This window comes from Mycobacterium lacus, assembly GCF_010731535.1.
Taxonomy (GTDB): domain Bacteria; phylum Actinomycetota; class Actinomycetes; order Mycobacteriales; family Mycobacteriaceae; genus Mycobacterium; species Mycobacterium lacus.
Genome location: NZ_AP022581.1, coordinates 423,450 through 447,008 on the forward strand (window position 1 = coordinate 423,450; position 23,559 = coordinate 447,008).

Annotated in this window: 19 protein-coding genes and 1 pseudogene; 7 read left to right on the top strand and 13 right to left on the bottom strand. The window is 67.5% G+C overall.

The window, feature by feature from the left end; all coding sequences use genetic code 11:
• Window positions 1-60 precede the first annotated feature (60 nt).
• Window positions 61-1,743 (top strand): sulfate permease, encoded by a 1,683-nt coding sequence (gene sulP / locus G6N24_RS02065; RefSeq protein ID WP_085162038.1) that lies wholly within the window; start codon window positions 61-63, stop codon window positions 1,741-1,743.
• A 19-nt stretch (window positions 1,744-1,762) separates the two neighbouring features.
• Here sulP and G6N24_RS02070 read toward each other — a convergent pair whose 3' ends face one another.
• The 5 genes and pseudogenes from G6N24_RS02070 to G6N24_RS02090 form a co-directional block, all read right to left on the bottom strand.
• Window positions 1,763-2,161 (bottom strand): PNPOx family protein, encoded by a 399-nt coding sequence (locus G6N24_RS02070; protein ID WP_085162037.1) that lies wholly within the window; start codon window positions 2,159-2,161, stop codon window positions 1,763-1,765.
• A gap of 254 nt (window positions 2,162-2,415) precedes the next feature.
• The gene (locus G6N24_RS02075; RefSeq protein WP_085162036.1) at window positions 2,416-3,234 is read right to left on the bottom strand and encodes an LLM class F420-dependent oxidoreductase; all 819 of its coding nucleotides are present in this window, start codon (window positions 3,232-3,234) and stop codon (window positions 2,416-2,418) included.
• Between the two features lie 37 nt (window positions 3,235-3,271).
• A pseudogene (locus G6N24_RS02080) lies at window positions 3,272-3,859 on the bottom strand (gamma-glutamylcyclotransferase family protein); the annotation flags it as partial.
• Window positions 3,860-5,152, bottom strand: a complete 1,293-nt coding sequence (locus G6N24_RS02085) for an Nramp family divalent metal transporter (protein ID WP_372514496.1) — start codon at window positions 5,150-5,152, stop codon at window positions 3,860-3,862.
• Window positions 5,153-5,172: 20 nt separating this feature from the next.
• On the bottom strand, window positions 5,173-5,913 hold the full coding sequence (locus tag G6N24_RS02090) for a flavodoxin family protein (RefSeq protein ID WP_085162043.1): 741 nt from the start codon (window positions 5,911-5,913) through the stop codon (window positions 5,173-5,175).
• Between the two features lie 87 nt (window positions 5,914-6,000).
• On the opposite strand from G6N24_RS02090, the gene G6N24_RS02095 reads away from it, so the two are divergent.
• On the top strand, window positions 6,001-6,501 hold the full coding sequence (locus G6N24_RS02095; protein ID WP_085162033.1) for a MarR family winged helix-turn-helix transcriptional regulator: 501 nt from the start codon (window positions 6,001-6,003) through the stop codon (window positions 6,499-6,501).
• 14 nt (window positions 6,502-6,515) lie between these two features.
• On the opposite strand, the gene G6N24_RS02100 is transcribed toward G6N24_RS02095, so the two are convergent.
• On the bottom strand, window positions 6,516-7,592 hold the full coding sequence (locus tag G6N24_RS02100) for an NAD(P)H-dependent amine dehydrogenase family protein (RefSeq protein ID WP_085162032.1): 1,077 nt from the start codon (window positions 7,590-7,592) through the stop codon (window positions 6,516-6,518).
• Window positions 7,593-7,688: 96 nt separating this feature from the next.
• On the bottom strand, window positions 7,689-8,480 hold the full coding sequence (locus G6N24_RS02105) for an SDR family oxidoreductase (RefSeq protein WP_085162031.1): 792 nt from the start codon (window positions 8,478-8,480) through the stop codon (window positions 7,689-7,691).
• Between the two features lie 259 nt (window positions 8,481-8,739).
• Between G6N24_RS02105 and pstS (G6N24_RS02110) the strand changes: the two genes are divergently transcribed.
• From pstS (G6N24_RS02110) to pstA, 3 genes are read left to right on the top strand one after another with little or no spacing between them, the layout of a single operon-like run.
• Entirely contained in the window at window positions 8,740-9,852 is a 1,113-nt protein-coding gene (gene pstS / locus G6N24_RS02110) for a phosphate ABC transporter substrate-binding protein PstS (RefSeq protein WP_085162030.1), read from the top strand.
• A gap of 12 nt (window positions 9,853-9,864) precedes the next feature.
• On the top strand, window positions 9,865-10,851 hold the full coding sequence (gene pstC / locus G6N24_RS02115) for a phosphate ABC transporter permease subunit PstC (protein ID WP_085162029.1): 987 nt from the start codon (window positions 9,865-9,867) through the stop codon (window positions 10,849-10,851).
• An 8-nt stretch (window positions 10,852-10,859) separates the two neighbouring features.
• Window positions 10,860-11,774: a phosphate ABC transporter permease PstA gene (gene pstA / locus G6N24_RS02120; RefSeq protein ID WP_085162028.1), complete on the top strand. Its 915-nt coding sequence runs from the start codon at window positions 10,860-10,862 to the stop codon at window positions 11,772-11,774.
• A gap of 20 nt (window positions 11,775-11,794) precedes the next feature.
• Here pstA and G6N24_RS02125 read toward each other — a convergent pair whose 3' ends face one another.
• Complete coding sequence (locus G6N24_RS02125; protein WP_085162027.1) at window positions 11,795-13,864, bottom strand: serine/threonine-protein kinase PknD; 2,070 nt, start codon at window positions 13,862-13,864, stop codon at window positions 11,795-11,797.
• A gap of 374 nt (window positions 13,865-14,238) precedes the next feature.
• On the bottom strand, window positions 14,239-15,348 hold the full coding sequence (gene pstS / locus G6N24_RS02130; RefSeq protein ID WP_085162026.1) for a phosphate ABC transporter substrate-binding protein PstS: 1,110 nt from the start codon (window positions 15,346-15,348) through the stop codon (window positions 14,239-14,241).
• Between the two features lie 245 nt (window positions 15,349-15,593).
• On the opposite strand from pstS (G6N24_RS02130), the gene G6N24_RS02135 reads away from it, so the two are divergent.
• Window positions 15,594-17,771 carry a PE family protein gene (locus G6N24_RS02135; RefSeq protein WP_163745387.1) on the top strand — a complete coding sequence of 726 codons (2,178 nt, stop codon included), beginning with the start codon at window positions 15,594-15,596 and terminating at the stop codon, window positions 17,769-17,771.
• Between the two features lie 150 nt (window positions 17,772-17,921).
• Window positions 17,922-18,593: a cation transporter gene (locus G6N24_RS02140; RefSeq protein ID WP_085161259.1), complete on the top strand. Its 672-nt coding sequence runs from the start codon at window positions 17,922-17,924 to the stop codon at window positions 18,591-18,593.
• A gap of 104 nt (window positions 18,594-18,697) precedes the next feature.
• Here G6N24_RS02140 and ctpC read toward each other — a convergent pair whose 3' ends face one another.
• From ctpC to G6N24_RS02160, 4 genes are all read right to left on the bottom strand, one after another.
• A complete protein-coding gene (ctpC, locus tag G6N24_RS02145; protein ID WP_085161229.1) occupies window positions 18,698-20,887 on the bottom strand; it encodes a manganese-exporting P-type ATPase CtpC in 2,190 nt (729 codons plus the stop codon).
• A 10-nt stretch (window positions 20,888-20,897) separates the two neighbouring features.
• Window positions 20,898-21,179: a DUF1490 family protein gene (locus tag G6N24_RS02150; protein ID WP_085161227.1), complete on the bottom strand. Its 282-nt coding sequence runs from the start codon at window positions 21,177-21,179 to the stop codon at window positions 20,898-20,900.
• Between the two features lie 146 nt (window positions 21,180-21,325).
• A complete protein-coding gene (locus G6N24_RS02155) occupies window positions 21,326-22,045 on the bottom strand; it encodes a TIGR03089 family protein (RefSeq protein ID WP_197743105.1) in 720 nt (239 codons plus the stop codon).
• A complete protein-coding gene (locus G6N24_RS02160) occupies window positions 22,033-23,499 on the bottom strand; it encodes an LCP family protein (protein WP_085161225.1) in 1,467 nt (488 codons plus the stop codon). Before G6N24_RS02160 ends, G6N24_RS02155 begins: the two co-directional genes overlap by 13 nt.
• Window positions 23,500-23,559 lie beyond the last annotated feature (60 nt).

The window sequence follows — 23,559 nt, forward strand, 5'->3', positions numbered from 1 at the left end:
GGTCAATCGGTGCCACGAGGCGGCCGGCTGTGCATACCGGGGAGCACGGGAAGTCGCAGAATGATTCCCACGATGAACTGGACCGCATGCGCACCGGGCTTGGCGCAATTCCGCAACTACGAACGAGCCTGGCTGCGCGGCGATCTAACGGCCGGCGTCACGGTGGCGGCCTACTTGGTTCCACAGGTGATGGCCTATTCGACCCTGGCGGGACTGCCGCCCGTCGTCGGGCTGTGGGCCGCGATGGCACCGCTGGCCGCCTACGCGTTCCTCGGATCGTCGCGCCAGCTATCGGTCGGTCCGGAATCGACCACCGCCCTGATGACCGCGGCGGTGCTGGCCCCCATCGCTGCCGGAGACGTCAGCCGGTACGCCACACTGGCGGCAGCCCTCGCGGTCCTTGTCGGCGTCATCTGCATGTTGGGCGGCGCCATACGATTGGGATTCCTCGCAAGCCTACTGTCGCGGCCGCTGCTAGTCGGATACATGACCGGCGTCGCCATCGTGATGATCGCAAGCCAACTCGGCAAGATCACGGGCGTGCCCGTATCCGGAGATGAGTTCACCGACGAGATTAGGTCTTTCGCGGCCGCGATCGATCAAGTGCATTGGCCGACGATTGCGTTGTCGGCACTGGTTCTTGCGCTGCTCTTGGCGCTGGCTCGGTGGGCCCCACGCACTCCAGGGCCCCTGATTGCCGTGCTTGCCGCAACGACGTTGGTGGCCGCGTTGTCCTTGGATACCAAGGGCATTGGCGTCGTCGGGCAGATCCCGACGGGCCTGCCGACCGTAGCGGTACCGGATGTCTCGGTGAAAGAGTTGCTGGCACTGATCATTCCGGCTAGTGGGATCGCGATCGTTGCGTTCTCCGACAATGTGGTCACCGCCCGCATCTTTGCCTTGCGCAAGGGTCAGGAGATTGACGCCAACGCCGAATTGCGGGCGGTGGGGGTGTGCAACGTCGCCGCCGGCCTGACACACGGCTTCCCGGCGAGCTGCAGCGGCAGCCGCACCGCGCTTGGCGATGCGGTCGGCAGTCGCACCCAGCTGTACTCCCTGGCCGCGCTGGGCCTCGTGCTCGTGGCGATGCTGTTCGGGCGCGGCATGCTGGCGATGTTTCCGACCGCGGCACTTGGGGCGCTGGTGGTGTACGCGGCGCTGCGCCTGATCGACGTGTCGGAGTTCAGGCGGTTGGCGCGCTTTCGCCGCAGCGAACTGGTCTTGTCCCTGGCCGCCACGGCGGCCGTGTTGGCTCTGGGCCTGCTGTACGGCGTGCTCGTCGCCGTGGCGCTGTCCATCCTGGACCTGCTGCGCCGTGTCGCCCATGCGCACGACAGCGTCCTTGGGATCGTGCCGGGCCTGGCGGGGATGCACGATATCGACGACTACCCGCAGGCGAGTCCGCTGCCGGGGTTGCTCGTGTACCGCTACGATGCCCCGTTGTGCTTCGCCAACGCCGAGGACTTCCGAAGGCGCGCGCTTGCGGCGGTCGATGCGGACCCGGTGCCCGTCGAGTGGTTTGTGCTCAACGCCGAGGCCAACGTGGAGGTTGATCTGACCGCACTCGATGCGCTGGACCAGCTGCGCGCCGAATTGGTAAGGCGGGGAATCGTATTCGCGATGGCCAGGGTCAAGCAGGACCTCCGGGACTCGTTGCGGGCGGCGGGCCTGCTCGCCAAGATCGGCGAAGACCGGATGTTCCCGACGCTGCCCACCGCGGTGGAGGCGTTTAATCGGCGTTGACGCAGCGGTGGCGCGGGCGCTAATCCTCGGGCGCAGCCAGCTTCATCTTGACGAAGTTGTCGATCCCCAACCGCTGAAACGCGCGCCGGCGTCGGGGTGAGAGTTGCGGAGCGGCCGACGCGGCGCCGATGACCTCAGGATCGATGACGTTGTAGGTCTGGCCGCTTGCTTGAATCGTCGCCCGGCCAGCGGCCAGGACGTTGCGCAACCAGTCGACGCGGGTGCCATACGGCAGCGGGAGAATGAAGCCGTCCGGCACCCGATCCGCTACCACCGGTGTTGAATACCGTTTCCCGGAGCTGCGGCCGGTGTGCTGAATCACCGCCGCGTACCAGTGTTTTCGCCCGGCGAGGTGCAGCATGGCGGGATTGAGGGCGTACTTGTTGAAGATGCGCACCGCGTCGCGAACCGACCTCATGGTCGCTCTATTTTCTCGAAAAGCGGCCCGTGAGGTAGGTGCTGAACACCACCATCACCGCGAACACGACGGCGATCAGAACCGCAGCTGTCGGCCAGCTCATGGGACGTCTCCTTTCAACCGAGGGAGCGAAACACGTGGAGTGATAACCGCTTTCTGGCCTCGCATCAATGGACCAGCGATGGCGTGGATCACGCTATCGTGATGGCTTGCCCGGCTCAGGAGTCGAAAGACCCTTGTCGACTGGGCGGAAGTCACCGCAGCTCCGCGATCACCTTCGCGAAGTTGTCGGTGTGGGAGTCCTGGACGGTGAACGATGTCACCCCGTATCTTTCGCGGTATCCCAACAACGTGTCGGCCATCTCACGGGGTGACCCGCTGAGTACCGAGGGCATGGCCAACAACTCCACATCCGACAGTGTCGGCGCAAATCTGCGGGGTATCGCCAAGTTGGGGACGCTCTCTCCTGCGGGCGGCATCGCAGTGATCGCCAGATTCAGCTCGAGCGCGCCAAACCGATCGCCGGCGGCGTTCCGGACGAACCCGATGCGTTCGGCCAGCGGGTCGTCGACGTCGCGCACCCTGGCGCCGGTCAGCCCGATGATGTCGGCATGCCGGGCGGCCAAGGTCATTACCCGGTCGCCGCTGCCGGCGATGAGGATCGGCGTCGTCGGGTGATGCTCCTTCAGGTAGGCCGTCATGTGCTCGAGGTAGTCGACCCGGGCACCGGCGCTGGGGTACGGCAGCTCGGCCGCTTCGAATTCTTCCCGCACGTAGCCGGTGCCGAGGCCGATCTCCAGGCGCCCGTCGCTGAGCAGGTCCAGCGCTTCCAGGTCGCGGCTCAGCAGGGCCGGCTTGTAAAAGGCGGCGTTGAGCACGTAGATGCTGAGTCGAATTCCGTTGGTGGCCAGGGCGACGGCGGTCAGCGTCGGGATGGGTGCCGCCGCGCCGAGATGGTCGGGCACGCAGAGAACGTCGTATCCGAGGTCTTCCGCCTGTTTTGCCCTGGCTTGCAGCGCGGCGCGCGATTCGATGAAGCGGACGCTGAGCCCGAAACGAAAATCCTTGGTCACCAGCGACCTCCGGTTATCGGTCTGAGGATACTTGCCAGGAGCGCGCCGTGGCTTCGGCGGGACGCTCGGCGATCACATCGGTCATCTGCTTCCACCCGCCGCCGACCTCGACCACGGCGGGTTCACTCAACAACGCTGAAATCGATTGTGGTGCAGGGCCGTACGATGACAGCACGGACGACGGGCGAGGCCAATGCGCGGGTTCCCAGCGGTGCAGAAAGTCGATCCAGCGTTGCGGCAGCCCGTGGTGGATCGCGCCGTCGATGACGCGCGGCAGATAGCCCGGCCGGGGCGGCCCGGGCGTCACCCGGTGGTCGATGTACACCCAGGCGGGCGACGGGCCGGCGTCGGTGTGCACGGTCAGCCGGTCGCGACGGTAGCGCATCGGCACGCCCTCGGCGCGGTCCAACGAGGCCAGGTCGTGATCGGAGACCCGCCAGAGCACCCCGTGCACCCGACTCCGCGCGGACTCCTCGACGGTGGCCACCCCGCGCTGGTTGATCAGCCAGCCGTGATCGGACAGGACCGCAGGGCGTGGATCGGTGGCGTCGGGACAGCGCGCCGCCATCTGCTGGACGCACAGGTTGGACCCGTATGCGAAATAGGGATGCCAACGTGCCGGCATTCAGCCGGTCACCGTCAGGTAGATGAGCACCACGTTGAGCAGACTAACCATCGCGCCAACCGCCCAGCCAAAAAAAGTCGTGGCCGGATGGTTGGTGTCGCTGCCCATCAGCTCGCGGTTGCTGGTGAGTCGGACCAACGGAAGCACCGCGAACGGGATGCCGAAGGACAGCACGACCTGCGAGAGGACCAGGGTGCGGGTGGGGTCGACACCGATGGCAAGGATCGCCAGGGCGGGGCACAGCGTGATCAACCGGCGCACCACCATGGATATGGACCAGTGCAGCAAGCCCTGCATGATCATCGCGCCGGCATAGGCGCCCACCGAGGCGGAGGCCAGACCGGAGGCGAGCAATCCGATCGCGAACAGCACCGCGATCGTCGCCCCCAGGGTGTCGTGGACGGCGGCGTAGGCGCCCTCGATGGAGGCGGTGGCGCCGTGGTGCTGCAGGTTGATCGCGGCGAGCAGCAGCAGCGCCGCGTTCACCGTGCCCGCCACCGTCATCGCCAGCGCGACGTCCCAACGGGTGATTCGCAGCAGGTGGCGCCGGCGCGCTCCCGCGTCGGGGTGACCGTGGCGGTCGCGGGCCAGACCCGAATGCAGGTACACGGCGTGCGGCATCACGGTGGCACCCAGGATCGCGGCGGCCAGCAGTACGCTTTCGGTGCCCCTGAATCGCGGAACCAGGCCGCTGAGTACGCCTTCGGGTGGCGGTGTCGCGACAAAGAAGCTGGCGGCGAAACCGATGGCGATGACGAGTAGCAGTCCGGTGATGACGCGCTCGAACATCAGCTGGCCGCGGCGGTCTTTGACCGTCAGCAGCAACAACGACACCACCCCGGTGATGATCCCGCCGATCAGCAGCGGCAGGTTGAACAGCACCCGCAATGCGATTGCCCCGCCGAGTATTTCGGCAACGTCGGTCGCCATCGCTACGAGTTCGGCCTGCGCCCAAAAGGCCAGCCGCGCCGGGCGGCGCATCCGCCTGCCGATCGCCTCGGGCAGCGATCGCCCGGTCACCAGGCCGAGTTTGGCCGATAGGTACTGCACCAGGGCGGCCAGAACGTTGGCCACGACCACGACCCACAGCAGCAGGTAGCCGAACTTTGTGCCGGCGCTGACGTTGGCCGCCACGTTTCCGGGATCGACATAGGCGATCGCGGCCACGAAGGCGGGCCCCAGCAGGTACCAGCTCGTCTTGAGCGAGGTCCTGGTGTCCTGCGCCAACGTCCCCTCGATCCATCTCGCCGAATCAAGAAGTGAGGTTAACCGAAACCCGCACGTTGGGGCCAACGGCGATGTCGGGGACCTGGCTACCGGTAGTCAGGGTTGGCAAAGTCCGGTCGGCAACCGGCGTCCCACTTGGTGCGCTGATTTCCGTAGGCGGGCACACCGCCAGCGGCCCTCAGCAGCTGCGCGAGGTGCATCAAGTTGTATGTCATGAACGTGGTGTTGCGGTTGGTGAAGTCGTTCTCCGGGCCGCCCGATCCCGGGTCCAGGTACGACGGGCCCGGACCCGCCTCCCCGATCCAACCCGCGTCTGCCTGTGGCGGGATGGTGTAGCCCAGATGTTGCAGGCTGTACAGCACGTTCATGGCGCAATGCTTGACGCCGTCCTCGTTGCCGGTGATGAGGCAGCCGCCCACCCGCCCGTAGTAGGCGTATTGGCCTTGCTCGTTGAGCAGATGCGAGCACGCATAGAGGCGCTCGATCACCCGCTTCATCACGGAACTGTTGTCGCCCAACCAGATTGGCCCGCACAAGACGAGAATGTGAGCGTCAAGCACGCGCCGGTAGATGTCCGGCCAGGCATCGGTTTCCCAGCCGTGTTCGGTCATGTCGGGCCATACGCCGGTCGCGATGTCGTGGTCGATGGCGCGCAGACCGTCGACCTCGACGCCATGCTCGCGCATGATCCCGGCGCTCCGTTGGATCAGACCCTCGGTGTGGCTGAGTTCGGGCGAACGCTTCAGCGTCGTGTTGATGAATAGCGCGCGCAGCCCGTCGAAACGCGGCGCCGACCGAGCACTGACGTCGTCGGGAGTCACGGTCATGCCCACCTACCTTGTCCTAGTTGTTGGAGTTGCTGGCGCCGAGGATAACGGTCATGGCGATAACGCCAGTCGGCTATATTGTCAACCATGGTTGTCGCATCGGAGTTCCGGGCACCGCAGACGGATCTCGGCACGGCACTGCGGATGGCCTGGTGGAGCTATGTCCGTCGAGTGGATATGGAAATGGAGTCCGCGGGTTTTCCCGAACGAAACTACTCGATGAACTATGTGTTCGCCCTGTATGCCCAACCGGGGCCGATGACGATCTCGGAGATGGGGAGACTGTTCGCCATCAGCCGCCAGGCGGCCAGCAAGGTCGTGGCCGAACTGCGCGAACGCGGCTATGTGCGGGCCACCCCGTCGGTCACCGACCAGCGCGAGAAAGTGGTCGAACTCACCACAAAGGCAACCGACTTCATGACCGCGCGCCTGAAGGTGGCAGCCGCGCTGGACAATCAGATCCGCGAGCGCATCGGCGATGCCGGCCTCGACGAGCTGCACAGGGGGCTCGCGGCAATTGGTGAAGTCGCTACGGGGACAGCCGATTTCGATCCCGCAAAGCTGTACCGTTCACCCAAGCTCTGGTGAGCGCCGCATCGCGCTCAGGACGGCGCATACAGCCCCCGGCCGGTGATCAGGGGCAAGTCGAGGGTCGTGCGGATGCCCGGCTCGGCGGCCACCACCGCCGGGATGGCGTTGACGATCCGCATCGCGGTGGCGACCAGCCCGGCATGATTGTGGTCACCCAGGCGGCTGCTCAGGCAGACATCCACGGCGTAGGAGGGTTCGCCGGTGATCTCGATGCGGTAGGAACCGCCGGGCTGGGCCGGCTGCGGCCAATCGGGGCACAGGTCCTCGCGCAATCGGGTGACGTGTTCCAGCACGACGACAGGGTCGCCGTTGACCATGCCGAACACCTCGAACCGCAGCGCCGCGGCGCTGCCCTTGGGGATGTGCCCCGATGCGATGTCGAAGTCGTCGGGTGCGGGTTCGCGGACGTACACCTCGGCGACCTCGTCGAGTGAAATGCCCAGTCCCGCAGCAAGTTGCCGGACGACCGATCCCCATGCCAGGCTCAGGACGCCGGTCTGCAACAGCATCGGGATCTCGTCCATGGGCTTCCCGAAACCCATCACGTCGAACATGACGACGGCACTGTCATAGGTGGCGTAGTCGACGATCTCCATGCACCGAATCTGCTGGATGCTCTGGCAGGTGCCGGCCAGTGCCATCGGTAGCAGGTCGTTGGCGAAACCGGGATCGATGCCGTTGACGTACAGGCTCGAGTTGCCTTGGCGCGCGGCGTCTTCCAAGGGCGCGATGAGCTCCTCCGGAAGCACCTGCCACGGGTATTGCAAGAACACGGGGCCGCTGCCGACGATATTGATCCCTGCCGCCAGCACGCGGCGGTAGTCCTCGAGGGCCTCGGGCAGCCGGTTGTCGGCCATCGCGTTGTAAACCGCGCACCGCGGCCCGGTCGCGAGCACGGCGTCCAGGTCGGTGCTTGCTTTGACGCCCGTCGAATCCGCGAGTCCGGCAAGCTCTGCGGCGTCCTTGCCGGCCTTGGCATCCGACGACACCCAGACACCGGTGAGCTCGAACTCCGGATTGGTGATGAGCGCCCTCAGCGCGTGGACGCCGACGTTTCCGGTGCCCAATTGAACGACGGGTATGGCCATGACGGGCTCCTCTGGTGTGAGACCGCGAGAAGACGCAAAAGCGTCCGACACGCCGTGCGTGTCGGACGCTTTTGCGTCTTCTCGCGCCTCATGGGTTCACAGGTCCGGGATGGGTAGGTCGAGGTTGGGGAAGGTGAGGCCGCCGTCGACCTCCAGCGTCTTGCCGGTGAGGAATTCGCCCGCTTCAGACGCCAAATACACTGCCGCGGCCGCGATGTCGACGGGATCACCGAGGCGACGCAGGGGTGTCGCCTTCTCCATCGGCGCGCGCAGCTCATCGTTGGAGGCCACCACATCCAGCGCCGACGTCAGGATCGACCCCGGTGCGATCGCGTTGACCCGGATGCGTGGGCATAGGTCCAGCGCCGCGAGGCGGGTGTAATGGGCCAGCGCGGCTTTGGCGGTGCCGTAGGCGGCGAAACCGCGTCCGGCCAGCCGGCCCATGGTCGAGGTGATGTTGATGATGCTGCCCCCGCCGGAGTGCTCCAGCATGAGCGGCGCCGCCGCGATGGTCAGCGCGTGGGCGGTCGCGACGTTGAAGGTGAACGCGTCCTTGAGGTCCTTGGTCGAGGTGGTCAGCAGCGTGTTCGGCATGGTGCCGCCGACGTTGTTGACGACGATGTCTAGTTTTCCGAAAGCCCCGACCGCCTGACCGGCCAGCTCGGCGGTCACCTCGGGATGGGCCAGGTCGGCGGCGACGACGTGGGCGCGACGGCCCGTGGCGCGGACCCGTTCGGCGACGGCCTCTAGTTCAGACTGCGTTCGCGAGGCGATGACGACGTCCGCACCGGCCTCGGCGAAAGCCAGCGCAATGGCCGCGCCCAGGCCGCGGCCGCCGCCGGTGATGACGGCGACTTTGTCGTCGAGGCGAAACCTGTCCAGGATCATGCTGGCCTCACACACTTCGGTTGTCGGGCGGAATCGCACTGGCGGCTATGCTGGAACAGGTTCTAGTTTTGCACACGTGCTTGCGGATGTAACGGGCCCTGAGGGGCGTAGTCATCTCAGGCAACGACCGCCGGAGAAGTTCGCCGCACGTTAACCTTGTTACTGTTAGCTTCATGGCTGCGAGGAAGACGGCTGGTTGGCGGGTCGCAGCCGTCGGCGGTTCGCGAGTATGTTTTCATCCCTACCGTTAGGAACTGAATTGAAACTCAACCGATTTGGTGCTGCGCTGGGCGTCCTGGCCGCCGGCGCGCTGGTGTTGTCGGGGTGTGGCAGTGACAAGAACGTGGCCGGAGGAGGCGCAACCACCGGTGCGTCGGCGGGGAAGGTGAGTTGCGGCGGGAAGAAGACCCTGAAGGCCAGTGGGTCGACCGCCCAGGCCAATGCGATGACCCGCTTCGTCAACGCGTTCGAGCAGGCCTGCCCGGGTCAGACCTTGAATTACACGGCCAATGGCTCGGGCGCCGGGATTAGCGAATTCAACGGCAACCAAACAGATTTCGGTGGCTCGGACTCGCCACTGAGCAAGGACGAATATGCCGCCGCCGAGCAGCGCTGCGGCTCGCCGGCGTGGAACCTGCCCGTCGTGTTCGGCCCGATCGCGGTCACCTTCAACATCACTGGCGTGAATGCGCTCAATCTGGACGGTCCCACCCTGGCGAAGATCTTCGACGGCGCCATTACCAGCTGGAACGATCCCGCGATCGCCGCGCTCAACTCGGGTACCAACTTGCCCGCCGTGCCGATTCACGTGGTGTTCCGCAGCGACGAGTCCGGGACCACGGACAACTTCCAGCGATACCTGGATGCCGCTTCGAATGGCGCGTGGGGCAGGGGCGCCGGAAAGGCGTTCCAAGGCGGCGTCGGCGAGGGCGCAAGGGGCAACGACGGCACGTCGGCGGCGATCAGAGCCACGGAGGGGTCGATCACCTACAACGAATGGTCGTTCGCCCAGGCGCAGCACCTGAACATGGCCAAGATCATCACATCAGCGGGTCCGGAGGCGGTGGCGATCAGCACCGACTCGGTCGGCAAGACCATTGCCGGGGCCACGATCAGCGGTCAGGGTAACGACCTGGTGCTGGACACGGTCTCGTTCTACCGGCCCACGAAGCCCGGCTCCTACCCGATCGTGCTGGCCACCTACGAGATCGTCTGCTCGAAGTATCCCGACGCGCAGGTCGGCACGGCCGTGAAGGCGTTTCTGCAGAGCACCATCGGCGCGGGCCAGAACGGCTTGGGGGACAACGGATATATCCCCATTCCAGACGAGTTCAAGTCGAGGCTGTCGACCGCGGTCAACGCCATCGCGTGATCTGAGGCCGCGATGGCGCGAAGACCGCTAGGCAGGTCGCTGGATCCGTCCGCGGTGAGGGTTGCGCTGGTGGCTCCCCACGCTCGCGCGGACCGACTGTTCAAGTCGATCGCGGTCGCCGCCGGTTCGGTGATCGTGATCGCGATCGTGCTGATTGCGATATTCCTGTTGGTCCGCGCGGTCCCGTCGCTGCGAGCCAACCACGCGAATTTCTTCACCAGCGCCGAATTCGACACCGCTGACGACGAGAAGCTGGCGTTCGGCATCCGCGACCTGTTCATGGTGACGGTGCTCAGTTCGATATCCGCCCTCGTGTTGGCCGTTCCGATCGCCGTCGGGATCGCGGTCTTCCTCACGCAATATGCGCCGGCCAGGCTGTCGCGCCCGTTCGGTGCGATCATCGATCTGCTGGCCGCGGTCCCGTCGATCGTCTTCGGCTTGTGGGGCATCTTCGTGCTGGCGCCGAGGCTCGAGCCGATCGCGGCGTTTCTCAACCGCAACCTGGGGTGGATATTCCTGTTCAGGGAGGGCAACGTGTCGTTGGCCGGCGGGGGGACCATCTTCACCGCCGGCATCGTGCTCTCGGTGATGATCCTGCCGATCGTCACCTCGGTATCCCGCGAAGTGTTCCGCCAGACCCCGCGCATCCATATGGAGGCGGCGCAGGCGCTGGGCGCGACGAAGTGGGAGGTGGTGCGGATGACCGTGCTGCCGTACGGTCGCAGCGGCGTCATCGCGGCGTCGATGCTGGGCCTGGGCCGGGCACTGGGCGAAACCGTTGCGGTGCTGATCATTTTGCGCGCGGCCGCCCGTCCCGGGGATTGGTCGCTATTCGACGGTGGTTATACGTTCGCCTCCAAGATCGCCTCCGCGGCGTCAGAATTCAGCGAACCGCTGCCCACCGGTGCCTACATTTCGGCGGGATTCGCGCTGTTCGTCCTAACGTTTGTGGTCAATGCGGCGGCCCGCGCGATCGCCGGCGGGAAGGTCAATGCGTGAGTCGCCCGATGAGCCCCCCGACGGGTACCGACGCGCTCGATGAGCCGGTCAAGGCGGTGGTGTTTCGTCCGCTGAGCATGAGGCGGCGGATCACAAACAACGTCGCGACACTGTTTTTCGTCACCTCCTTCGCCGTCGCGCTGGTGCCGCTGATCTGGGTGTTGGGGGTGGTGGTGGGCCGCGGCTGGTACGCGATCACCCGGTCGGGCTGGTGGACCCACTCGCTGCGCGGCGTGCTGCCCGAGCAGTTCGCCGGCGGCGTCTATCACGCGCTGTACGGGACGCTGGTTCAGGCCGGGGTCGCCGCCGTCCTGGCCGTGCCGCTGGGATTGATGACCGCGGTCTATCTGGTGGAGTACGGTTCGGGGCGCATGGCGCGGGTGACCACGTTCATGGTCGACGTGCTCGCCGGGGTGCCGTCGATCGTGGCGGCGCTGTTCATCTTCAGCCTCTGGATCGCCACCCTGGGATTTGAGCAGAGCGCCTTCGCCGTGTCGTTGGCGCTGGTGTTGCTGATGTTGCCGGTGGTGGTGCGATCCGCCGAGGAGATACTCCGCCTGGTGCCCGACGAACTACGAGAAGCCAGCTACGCGTTGGGCGTTCCGAAATGGAAAACAATCGTGCGAATCGTCGCCCCGATCGCGATGCCGGGCATCGTGTCGGGTGTCTTGTTGTCGATCGCGCGCGTGATCGGTGAAACCGCGCCAGTGCTGGTGCTGGTCGGATACAGCCGCTCCATCAACCTCGACATCTTCAACGGCAACATGGCCTCGCTGCCGCTGCTGATCTACAGCGAGCTCACCAATCCCGAGCACGCCGGTTACCTGCGCATCTGGGGAGCGGCGCTGACCCTGATACTGATCGTGGCGGCGATCAACCTCACGGCCGCGGGCATCCGCTTCCTGGCAACCCGACGGCGGTGAGGGCGTGTCGCCCGGCCGGGTCAGCTGTGCGGGAGCTTGAGTACTCGGCCGTTGCCGCGGTCGGCGACGTATACGTTGCCGTCCTTGTCCACCGCCACCGATAGGGGGGTGTTGAGGCCGGTGAACGGCAGCTCGGTCGGGGCGGTCGCGAGGGGGGCCAGTTTCACCACCACGTTGTTGTCGTGTTCGGTGACGTAGACGTTGCCGACGATGTCCACGGCAATACCCCACGGCGCGGTGAGGCCGGTGAACGGCAACACGGTCTGATCGTTTGACCCCGCCTCCAGCTTCAGCACCCTGTTGTTGTCGGTGTCGGTCACAAAGATGTCGCCGTCGGCGCCCACGGCAACCCCGTCGGGATTCTTGAGGCCGTTGAACGGCAGCACGATCTGGTTGTTCGTCCCGGCCACCAGCTTCACCACCCGGTTGTTACCCCGGTCGGCCACATACACGTTGCCCTGCGCGTCCACGGCCACCCCCTCGGGGTAATTGAGGCCCGTGAACGGCAGCTGGACCTGGTTGTTCGACCCGGCCGACAACGCCACCACCCGATTGTTGAAATCGGTGACATAGAGCCTGCCGGAGGTGTCCACCGCCACGCCCTGGGGCTCGTAAAGTCCGGTGAACGGTTTGACCGTCGGGGTGTTCGTTCCGGCGGCCAACGCCACGACCCGGCCGTACATCCCCTGATTGGTGACGTAGACGGTGCCAGAGTCGTCAACCGCCACACCGCCCGGGGATAGCCGGAAGTTGAGGCCGGTGAACGGCAGCACGATTTGCCCCGACCCCTGTTGGGGTGCGCTCGACGGTTTCACGATCAAAAACGCGGCGACGATCGCGACGACGAGGACGAGCGCGGCACCACCGCCGGCGACAAGCCACAGCTTGCGTTTGTCGCGGGGCTTGGCCGCGGGTTGGGTCTGGGTGGGCTGGCCGGAAGTCGGTTGGCCCGCGGGGATCCCGGGCTGACTGGGCCAGCCGCCGGCGGCAGGGGCCTGGCGCCACTGGGTGGGGGAGTCCGGGGCCGACCGTCCTGTCTGGCGCCAGCTCTGGGCACCGGTACCCGAGGGCACCGGACGGGCCATTGTCTCGTCGTCGCCGAGAAAGCGCGGCGGCGCAGCCGTTGTTTGGGGTTCGGGGCCCGAACCGGTGTAGTTGGTCCAGGCGCCAGCAAAGCCCGTTTCGGCGGCGGCAACCAGGGTCGCGTTGCCGCCCTGCCGCAGGATGGTGGCTTCCTGGCGCTGCTCGCCCGTCGTGAGTGCGTCGTGGGCGGCAGCCGCCAAGTCGCCGGCCGACAGATAGCGCTCCGCGGGATTCTTCGCCATGCCTTTGGCGATCACCTGGTCAAGGGCCGGCGGAATCCGCCCGGGCCGAAGCTGGCTGGGCCGCGGCGGGGGTTCCATGAGATGCGCGGCGATCAACCGTTCGACGCTATCGGCGCGATACGGCGGCGCCCCCGTCAGGCATTCGCCCAACACACAGGCCAGCGCATAGATATCGGCGCGATAGGTGACCTCGTCGCCGGTGAACCGCTCCGGGGCCATGTAGTTGTAGGTACCCACGGCGGTCCCGCTCTGGGTCAGCCCCGGGTCGCTGACGGCGCGCGCGATACCGAAATCCACCAGGTAGGCAAAGTCGTTGTCGGCCACCAGGATGTTTTCCGGTTTGACGTCGCGGTGGGTAACGCTGTTGCCGTGCGCGGCATCCAGCGCCGCGGCGACCTGGCGGACGATGGCGACGGCTCGTGCCGGGGTCAGCGGACCGTACTGCGTCAACATCGTGCGCAGCGACGCGCCGTCGATCAGGCGCATCTCAACGTAGAACTGCCCGCTGATTTCGCCGTAGTCGTGGATCGGCACGATGTGTGGCTCGGTCAGCCGTCCTGCGGTGTCGGCCTCGCGTTGCATTCGCGCGCGAAATATCGGGTTGCCGGAGAACTGCGGCGAAATAAGCTTCAGGGCCACCACCCGATGTTTGCGGGTGTCCTCGGCCTCATAAACCTCGCCCATCCCCCCGCGCCCAATCAGCCGCAGCAGCTGATAGGGCCCAAACCGCGACCCCACCCGCGAACCCGGCTGGTTGTCGCTCATTCCTCGACGCTCCCTTCGCCCGGCCACCCGATTCCGGCGTCGTCGGTGTCGCCGAGAAACCGATGGTGAACACACGGTAAATCTTCGGTGAGTCGCGCGCCATAACAATCGCGCTACTCTCAGCCAATTCTTCAATCATCCGGGACGTCGCGCGCGACTACCCAACACAACGATTTAGCCACGGCTGTGTACGTCACGAATTGTACGTGCCCATTGCGATCGCCATCGTGTGGTTGTTTGCTGCAGCGTCCAAAGCCGCTCGGGTCCCGAGGAATTCATCCGGCGACCGCTGTGCGGCGACGTCTTCCGGAGCTCACCGTCGACGCGAACGTGGCGGAGCCGATCGCCCCGTTGCCGGCCACGGGAACACCTAATCACGCGATTTGGTTGACCACCGACACCAGTTTCGATTGGAACGACTTCGGCAGCGGAATGTAACCATATTCGTCCAAACCAATTTGGCCATCACCAATTGCGGCCTGCATAAAGGCTCTTACTGCGGTACCGGTCGGCGCATCCGGGTATTTCGAGCAGACGACCTCGTAGGTCACCAACACGATCGGGTAGGCACCGGGTTGCGTCGGCCGGTAGAACGACGACGTGTCCACCACCAGGTCGTTGCCCGAACCCTGGAACGTGGCCCCGGCGATCGTCTTGCCGACCGAGTCGGCGGTGATCGACACCGCTTCCGGGCCCGCCGACGTGATGATCTGCGCCATGTTCAGCTGGTGGCCCACCGCGAACGACCACTCGTTGTAGGTGATCGAGCCGTCGGTCCTCTTCATCGCCATGGAGGTGCCGTCGTTTCCGGCGGCGCCTTCACCGACACCGCCGTTGAACGTCTGACCGGCGCCCTTACCCCACGCGCCGTCGGACGCGGCGTCGAGGTATTTCTGGAAGTTGTCCGTGGTCCCGGACTGGTCGCTGCGGAAGACGACGTGGATCGGCGTGGGGGGCAGGTTGCCATTCGGGTTGAGCGCCCTGATCGCCGGATCGTCCCACCTGGTGATGGCGCCGTTGAAGATTCTCGCGATCGTCGGCCCGTCCAGCTTCAGCGCGCTCACGCCGCTGATGTTGAAGGTCACCGCGATCGGACCGAACACCACCGGCAGGTCCCACGCCGGTGACCCGCACCGTTCCGCCGCCCGGTCGGGCTCACCCTTCGACGGATTCATCGGCGAATCGGACCCGGCCAGATCGGTTTGATTGCCCAGGAACAGCTTCATCCCGGCGCCGGAACCGTTGGCGTTGTAGTCCAGCGTGTGGCCCGGACATGCGTGAATGTAGGCGTAGACGAACTGTTCGATCGCGTTCTTTTGCGCGGTCGAGCCGGCGGCCAAGAGTTTCTTCTTGCCGCCACAATCCACCGGCACGGAGGGCGCACTGGAGGTCGACGACGTGCCGGAATGGCCGCCGCATGCCGATAACACCAAGGCGCCGGCAACCAGCAGGCCAAGCGCGCCGCCAGATCGAGTGAACCTCACGGAACTCCTCCGAAAGACTGGGGTCTGAACACACGCACTCCGCCGCCCGGCGGGGCCGAGCAGATGTCGATGTCCGCCAACAGAATGCCGAGCCTACGTGAAATTGCCGAGCGTTGCTCAGGCGTTGGCGTGTCCCTTTTGCGAAAGCGGAATTTGGTGCCAGCGAGTGGTTACGCTTTCTTCGTTGCCGCTTCCTGGGTGACGATCGGACAAGTTGCCGGTTCTGGTGCTGTGAGGTGGTCCAGGTGTCGTTTGTGCGAGCGGCTGCGGACGTGATCGCTGCTGCGGCAGGAGATTTGGGACAGATCGGCTCCGGTATAGGCGCCGCCAACGCGGCCGCGACGATCGCCACGACGTCGGTGCTGCCGGCAGCGGCCGATGAGGTGTCGGTGGCCATCGCGGCCGCATTCGGGACCTACGCCCAGGGATATCAGACGCTCAGCGCTCAAGCGGCCGCTTTTCATGAAGGGTTTGTGCAGGCCCTGATTGCGGGTGCGGGGTCGTATGTGAGCACCGAAATCGCCAACGCGTCGCAGAATCTGCTGGACGCGGTGAATGCGCCCACCCTGGCGTTGCTGGGACGCCCATTGATCGGCAACGGCGCCGACGGGCTCCCGGGAACCGGAGCAGACGGGGGACCGGGCGGGCTGTTGTACGGCAACGGCGGTAACGGCGGATCCGGCGGGGTGGGCCAGGCCGGGGGGAGCGGCGGGTCCGCGGGATTGATTGGTAACGGCGGGGCCGGCGGGGCTGGCGGCAACGCCGCGGCAGGTGCCAATGGCGGCAACGGCGGCAACGGCGGCAACGGCGGATGGTTGTTCGGCCACGGTGGGGCTGGCGCGCCGGGCGGCGACGGTGGGGCCGGCGCGAATGCGTCCGGCATGGGAAGCACAGCCGGCAACGGCGGAAACGGCGGCCAGGGCGGGGCCGGGGGGCGAGGGGGCCTATTGGGAGGCAGCCCCGGAGACGGGGCCAGCGGCGGTAACGGCGGCGCTGGCGGTGACGACGACGGGGTGAACGGCACCGCTGGCACCGGCGGTGCTGGCGGCAACGGAGGAGGAAAGCGGGCGGTGGAAATGCCGGCGGGGAGGGGGCGGCGGGATGGATGGACGGGGTGGCGGGCGGCCGGGCGGTGGGGCGTGGCCGGGCTTATCGGCAACGGCGGCGGGCGGGACGGTGGCGGGCCAGAAGGGGCCGGCGGGGGCGGCGCCGCGGGCGGGACCGGCGGAACCGCGGGGAACGGTGGGGCCGGCGGGCGCACCTGGCTGATCGGTAACGGTGGAGCCGGCGGGGTCGGCGGGGTCGGTGCGGCCGGCGGGCCCGGCGGACTGGGCGGTGGCGGCGGTTTGGCCGGCGACGGCGGCGCGGGCGGCAATGGCGGGTTGCTGCTCGGCAGCGGGGGGCTCGGCGGTAACGGCGGTGACGGGGCCGTCGGCGTCGGCCTCCACAGCACAGGCGGTTTTGGCGGCACGGGCGGTTCCGGCGGCGACGCCTCGCCGCTGTTCGGCAACGGCGGGGCTGGGGGAAGCGGCGGTCACGGAGGGGCCGGAGGAGGAGTTCCTGCCGACGACTACGGTGGTTTCGGCGGTTCCGGCGGGTCGGGCGGCAGCGGCGGTTTCGGTGGGTTTTTGGTCGGCAATGGCGGGGCCGGCGGTAGCGGGGGTTCCGGCGGCGACGGCGGCGCCGGCACCACGACCGGTTACGGCGGCCTCGGCGGCCTCGGCGGCGACGGCGGCACCCCTGGGCGGTTCCAGTTGCAGGTCGGGCTGCTCGGAAACGGCGGCGACGGCGGCAGCGGCGGCGACGTCGGGGTGGGCCCGCTGCAGGCCCAGATAGGCGCAACGGGCGGTGACGGCGGCAACGGTGGGCTGCTGTACGGCAACGGCGGCCACGGCGGTAACGGGGGCAGCGGCGGAGGCAGCGCTCGTCTAGGCAACGGCGGGGTGGGCGGCCACGCATGGCTGGTCGGCAACGGTGGTGCTGGCGGGAACGGCGCGACCGGCGGGAACGGTGACCCCGGCGTGATAACGGTTCTGCCTGTCGCCGGGGGCGACGGCGGCAGCGGAGGCGCCGGTGGCGTCGGCGGGCTGCTGTTCGGTGACGGCGGCGCCGGCGGCTCGGCCGGCGCCGGTGGTGTCGGCGGCGTCGGCATGGATGGCGGTAACGGAGGTGCTGGGGCCGGCGGCGGCCAGAGCGGGCTGGTGTACGGCAACGGCGGGGCCGGCGGGAATGGCGGGGCGGGCGGGGCCGGCGGCACCGGCGGTAATGCGGGCGCCGGAGGTGGCGGAGGCGACGGCGGTGATGCCGCCCGGCTGATCGGCAACGGCGGTAACGGCGGAGCTGGTGTCCCGCCCGCACCCGGAGGCATCGGTGGCGCCGCCGGGTGGCTGTTCGGCAAACGCGGGACGGACGGGCCGCCGTAGCCACCCGGTTGGGATCGGCCCACTGTGGCCCCCTAAGCCTTCTTCGCGTCGATGCGCCGAGCAGACGCAAAGGCCCCTGGCGCCCGGCGTGTCAAGGGGCATTTGCGACTGCTCGGCATCCGAATTGCCCCTACCATCGTCGGGATGGAGATGCCGACCCCCGCCGGGCTCGTTGCCGGCGCCCGCCACGACGGATCCCCGCCGCCGCTCACCCGGGACGCCGGGTGGCAGCGGAACGTCCTCTGGGCTCGGCGGCTGGCCTGGGCGAGCCTGGCCGTGCTGCTCACCGAGGGCGGCCTGGGGTTGTGGGAGGGCCTGGCGGTCGGATCCGTCGCGTTGACCGGGTGGGCGCTTGGCGGTGGCTCTGAGGGCCTGGCCAGCGCGATGGTGATCTGGCGCTTCACCGGCGACCGCACCCTGTCCCCGACCGCCGAGCGACGCGCCCAACGCGGTGTTGCGGTCTCGTTTTGGCTGACCGCCCCGTACATCGCGGTCGAATCCATCCGGCACCTAACGGCAGAGCACCGCGCCGAGACCTCGGTGATCGGCATCATGCTGACCGCCATCGCCTTGGGACTGATGCCGGTTCTCGGCTGGGCCAACCACAAGCTGGGCGCACGGCTGAAATCGGAGGCCACCGAGGGCGAAGGTACGCAGAACTATCTATGCGCCGCCCAGGCCGCCGGGGTGTTGATCGGCCTCGCGGTGACCGCCTGGTGGTCCGGCGGCTGGTGGATCGACCCCATGGTCGGGCTGGCCGTCGCGGGTGTCGCGGCGTGGCAGGGCGTCCGAGCCTGGCGCGGCCACGACTGCGGCTGCTGAGGCCTCGGTAGACGCGTGGCGACCCGTCCAGCGCAAGCGGGCGGGGTCGCCACGGAGCAGCCGGCAACCCCCAGCGCCCGGCCCCGCCGCGCTGGCGATCGCCACTAATCGAGGCGGTAGCGGATCAGCCGGGAGCTGTTGGCGACGACGGCCACCGATGACGCGTTGTGCAAGATAGCGGCCAGCACGGGCGAGAGCGCCCCGCCCGCGCCGATGAGCAGCCCGGCGGCGTTAACCGCGATGGACATGCCGTAGTTCTCCCGGATCACGTCCACCGCCCGGGCGCCCAGGTCCCGCACGTCGAGCAGGCGGTGCAAATCGTCGTTGGCCAGGGCCACGTCTGCCGTCTCGACGGCGACGTCGGTCCCGGCCAGGCCCATGGCGATCCCGATATCGGCGGCCGCCAACGCCGGGGCGTCGTTGATGCCGTCGCCGACCATGCCGACGACGTAACCGTCGTCCTGCAACTCGCGCACCACCTCGAGCTTGTCCTCCGGCATCACCTCGGCGCGCCATTCGTCGATCTCGAGCTCCTCGGCAACCACCTTGGCGATGTCCGGATGGTCGCCGGTGAGCATGACGATCCGTCGAATCCCATTGGCCCGCAGCTTCTTCAGCACCGCCGCTGCCTCGGGCCGCAGTTCGTCCCGCAGGCTGATCAGGCCCACCAGCGTGCCGTCCACCGCCAGCAACAGCGGGGTCTCCGCCTGACTGCGCAGACTGTCGACCCACTCCGACGCCTTCTTGGACACCTTCACCTTTTCCGCGCGCAGCAGTGACGGGCTGCCCAGCAGCAGCGTCCGGCCGTCGGCCCAGGTGCGCATGCCCAAGCCGACCAGCACCTCGCATTCCTCGTGCGGCGGAATGCTGATGTGACGTTCCTCGGTCGAGCGGATCACCGCCTCGGCCAGCGGATGCCGGGAATGGATCTCGGAGCTGGCCGCGTAGGCCAGCACCTGTTCGGGCTCCCAATCCTTGTGCATCGCAACGATATTCGTGACGACCGGCCGGCCGGCGGTCAGGGTACCGGTCTTGTCGAACACGATCGCGTCGACGCGGCCGGCCTGTTCGAGATGAGACCCGCCCTTGATCAGGATGCCGCGGCGCGCGCCGTTGCCGATCGCCGCGCTGATCGCGGTCGGGGTGGACAGTCCCACCGCGCAGGGACACGCGATCAACAGCATCGTCATCGCGCGGCGCACGTCCCCGGTGATCAGCAAGGTGATCGCCGAGACGATGAACGAGGTGGGAACGAAGCGGCGGGAGAAGTTTTCGCCGACGGTCTGGATCGGCGCCCGGTCGAGCTGAGCCTCCTCGACTCTGGTGATGATGCGGCCGATGGTGGTGTGTTTGCCGACGGCCTGGGCGCGCACCACCAGACGACCGCGCACCACCACCGAACCGGCGTGCACGTGGGTCCCGACGATGACGCTGACCGGTAGGTTTTCCCCGGTGATCGCGGACTGGTTGACGATCGCCTCGCCCTCGACGACCTCGCCGTCGACCGGTATCGCGACGTGATCGTGGACCACCACCTCGTCGCCGATCTGCACGGTGTCGATCGGCACCTGGACCTCGGCGCCGGCGTCGGGACCTTCGGTGAGGCGAACCCACGCGGTGTCCTGGTTGCCGCGCAGCAGCTCCGAGATCGCCCGGCGGGTCCGCCGCAGTGTCAGATCCTGAAGATACTCACCGATATTGAGCAACCACAGCACCGTCAGGGCGACCACGTTCTCGCGCAGGATCAGGCTTGCGATCGTCGCCGCCGAGACCAGCGCATCGGTGCCGGCCTTGCCGGAGCGCAGCGAGCGCAGTGCACCGCGCAGGAACGGGTAGCCGGTGAAGATGGTGACGCCGGTGGCGACCGTCCGGCTGCTGGGCCCGAGCAGGGGAGGTCTTTTGAACACGTAGCGGCGCACGCCGAGCAGGACCAGTGCCACACCGCCAATGACCATGCGCAGCACGTCGGCGTTGCGGATCTCGGACGAATGCGGCGCGCGTGCAGGGATCAGGTCGGCGGCGATATGTGCGGCGCCGCTGATCGCGGACAGTACCGACGCGCGGTCGCAACGTCTGGGCGAGTACCAGACGACGACCGACCCGGTGCGCGGATAGGCGTGCACGACCCGCACTCCGTTTTGCTTGGCGACGGCCTCTTCGACCGCCACGGCGCGCCGGGAATCGGAGCGGACCCAATCGACCTGGACGCGCATGCGCCCGGCCGCATCCGAGACCACCACCAGGGCAGGGTCGTCGCTTGCTGCGACTTGTTCTCGAGCAATCGCGAGGGTCATGTCGAGGAGGTCAGTGGTCGTGGTCGTGGACGCTGCTGACGGCGGGCGTCGGTGCCTCCTCGCCGATGCGCTCGCGGGCCTCGGCCACCACGTCGGCAATCTTCAGCCTGGCCGACTCCGCCGCCTCCTCGGCCTTGCGGGTTCCGCGCAGGCCCAGCTCCGCCGCCGAGACGGCAGTCTGGTGCAGCGGCGCCTTTTTGGCGGCCTTTTTCACCACCTCGTACGCGGTCACGCCGACCAGGCCGGTGATCACTGTAGTTGCCGCCTTCGCCAGTAACGCCTGCACTGCCATTGCCTGAGCCTTCCTTCTGATCTGACATTGTGCCTCCTGCGACGCTAACATCTAAATATCGCGATATCAACATGAATCTGGTGCCCGGCGAGCAGACGCAAAAGCGCCCACACCGGGCCCCTCTGGGGGGATTTTGTGTCTGCTCGTCAGAGGACGCGGGTGACCTTTTCGGTGTCGATGCGGCGCTGCAGGAGCGCCGGATCGGGATTGGCCACTTGCACCAACGATGCGCCGACGGCCAGGACCGCCAGCAGGCCGTCCACCAACTCGCCGGGTGTGGTCCACGGGGCGGTGGACAGGACCCGATCCGCGGCGGTCAAACCCCTTGTCACCGCTGAGTTTTCACACTCGGCCAGGATCTGCTCGACGGATCGGCCGGCGAGCGCCGGACCGGGGCGGCGCTCGGGAACGATCTGATCGCCGTGCACCCGCACCGCGGTCGCATAGTCGGTGACGCCGACCGGCAGGTCGGATGCCGGCCGGCCGAACGGATCCAGCGACAGCACCGCCACCTCGCCGCCGGCGCCGACCGCGGTGTCGGCCTCGTCCAGCCGGTCGGCGGTGCACATCGCCAAGTCGGCAGGGCCGGCCAACACCACCTCGGCGCCGATCCACCACACCCCGAACAACACCGCCGCCGTCTGCCAGTGGGCCGGCAGCAAGATCGCGACCCGGCTGGCCGGTCCAGCGCCCAGCTCGTCGCGCAGGAGGTTGCCGGTCTTGGCGGCCCAGTTGGCCAGCGTCGCCGCGGACAGTTCGATGCGCTCGGCGCTGGCCTCGTCGTAGTAGGTGATGCGCGGGCCGACCGGATCGGCCCGCAGCATCGGGTCCAGGATCGCCCCGGAGAGCGTGGTCAGTTGATGCACTCGGGTTTGTCGGAGCCCGCGGTCAGGATCGGCGACGGCGGGGGGGCGGTGCCGTCGCCGGATCCGGCGTTCGATGCGCGGGCAGCTGTCACGCCGCCGCCGCCGTCGAGCCCAGAGCCCGGACCGGTGTAGTCGTTGGCCAGCACCACCCGCACCGATCCCGCCGGCAGCGACGCATCGGCGACGATCGGCAAACCGCCCAGCTCCTTGGCGACCCCCTGCGCGCCCAGGTCGTCGGTCTTGGCGGCGCGCACCTGGCTGCCCTTGACATGGCCGCCGTCGTTGTTGCCGACGTCGCCGGGAGTAAATCCCTTGGAGGCGAGCACGTTTGACACCGCCGCGGCCAGTCCGTTGATGTCGGTGTCATTGGCGACGTTGACCGTGGTCTTGGCGGGTGTGTAGGCCAGCTGTTCGGTCTTGCCCTGATCCTGCTCGTGCAGCAGGCCGGCGACCCACTCCTGCACCTGGTGCGGGTCCACCCGCACCACGCTTTGCATGCCGTCGTCGCTCCACCCGGCCCCGTCGAGCACCGGAATGGTGGCGAACGCGACGTTACCGCCGGCCAGCTTTTGCAGCTGCTGGACGAAATCCATGACATCCCAGCCCGAGGACAGCACCACCGAGCGCTGCACGGCCTGCTGCAGCCGCTTCAGGGTGGCGGGGCTGGACAGCGTGTGGCCGGAGATGACCCGATGGGCCAACGACGCCATCACCGCCTGTTGGCGCACCACCCGGTCCAGGTCCCCGCGTGGCAGGTCGTGGCGCTGGCGGACGAAGCTCAGTGCCTGCGGGCCGTCGAGTTTCTGGCGGCCGGCCGGAAAGTCTGCGCCGGAAAGTGGTTCGTAGACCGCATCTTTGAGGCAAACCTCGACCCCGCCGAGCGCATCGGTGATCAACGCGAAACCGAGCAGTCCGATCTCGGCGTAGTGGTCGACGGTGACTCCGGTGAGATCGGCGACCGTCTTGATCAGGGCCTCGCGGCCGGCTTCGGTGCCCGTCGCGGCGGCGTCGGCGGCAGAAGCACCGGCCTGGACGAGGCTGGCCCGCTTGGCCTCTCTGGTTTGGCCGTAGACGCCGTTGATCTTCGTCTTGCCCAATCCAGGGGCGGCGACGTAGGAGTCGCGGGGGATCGAGATCGCGGTGGCCGACTTCCCGTTGTTGGGTATGCGGATCAGGATGATGGTGTCGGTGTTGGTGGCTTCCTCGTCACCGGCGCGCAGCGTCGCCAGTTCCTCGGCTGACAGCGGGTTGCCGTGGGCATCGGTACGGCTATCCAAGCCGACCAGCAGGATGTCGATCGCGCCGTCGTCGCCGCCGTGACCCAACGAGGGCGCGGACATGTGGAAGATGCCGTCTTCGAATGACCGGACGCTGCTCCACGCCACTCCTGTCCCGAGGACGATCGCGACGGCCAGCGCGGTACCAATCGCACGAGCCACACGTTGCACAGGCATCACTGTAGGTTACGTGTGTCACAGCTACTTTCCGGTTAGCCAAGCTCGGCGTGCCAGACT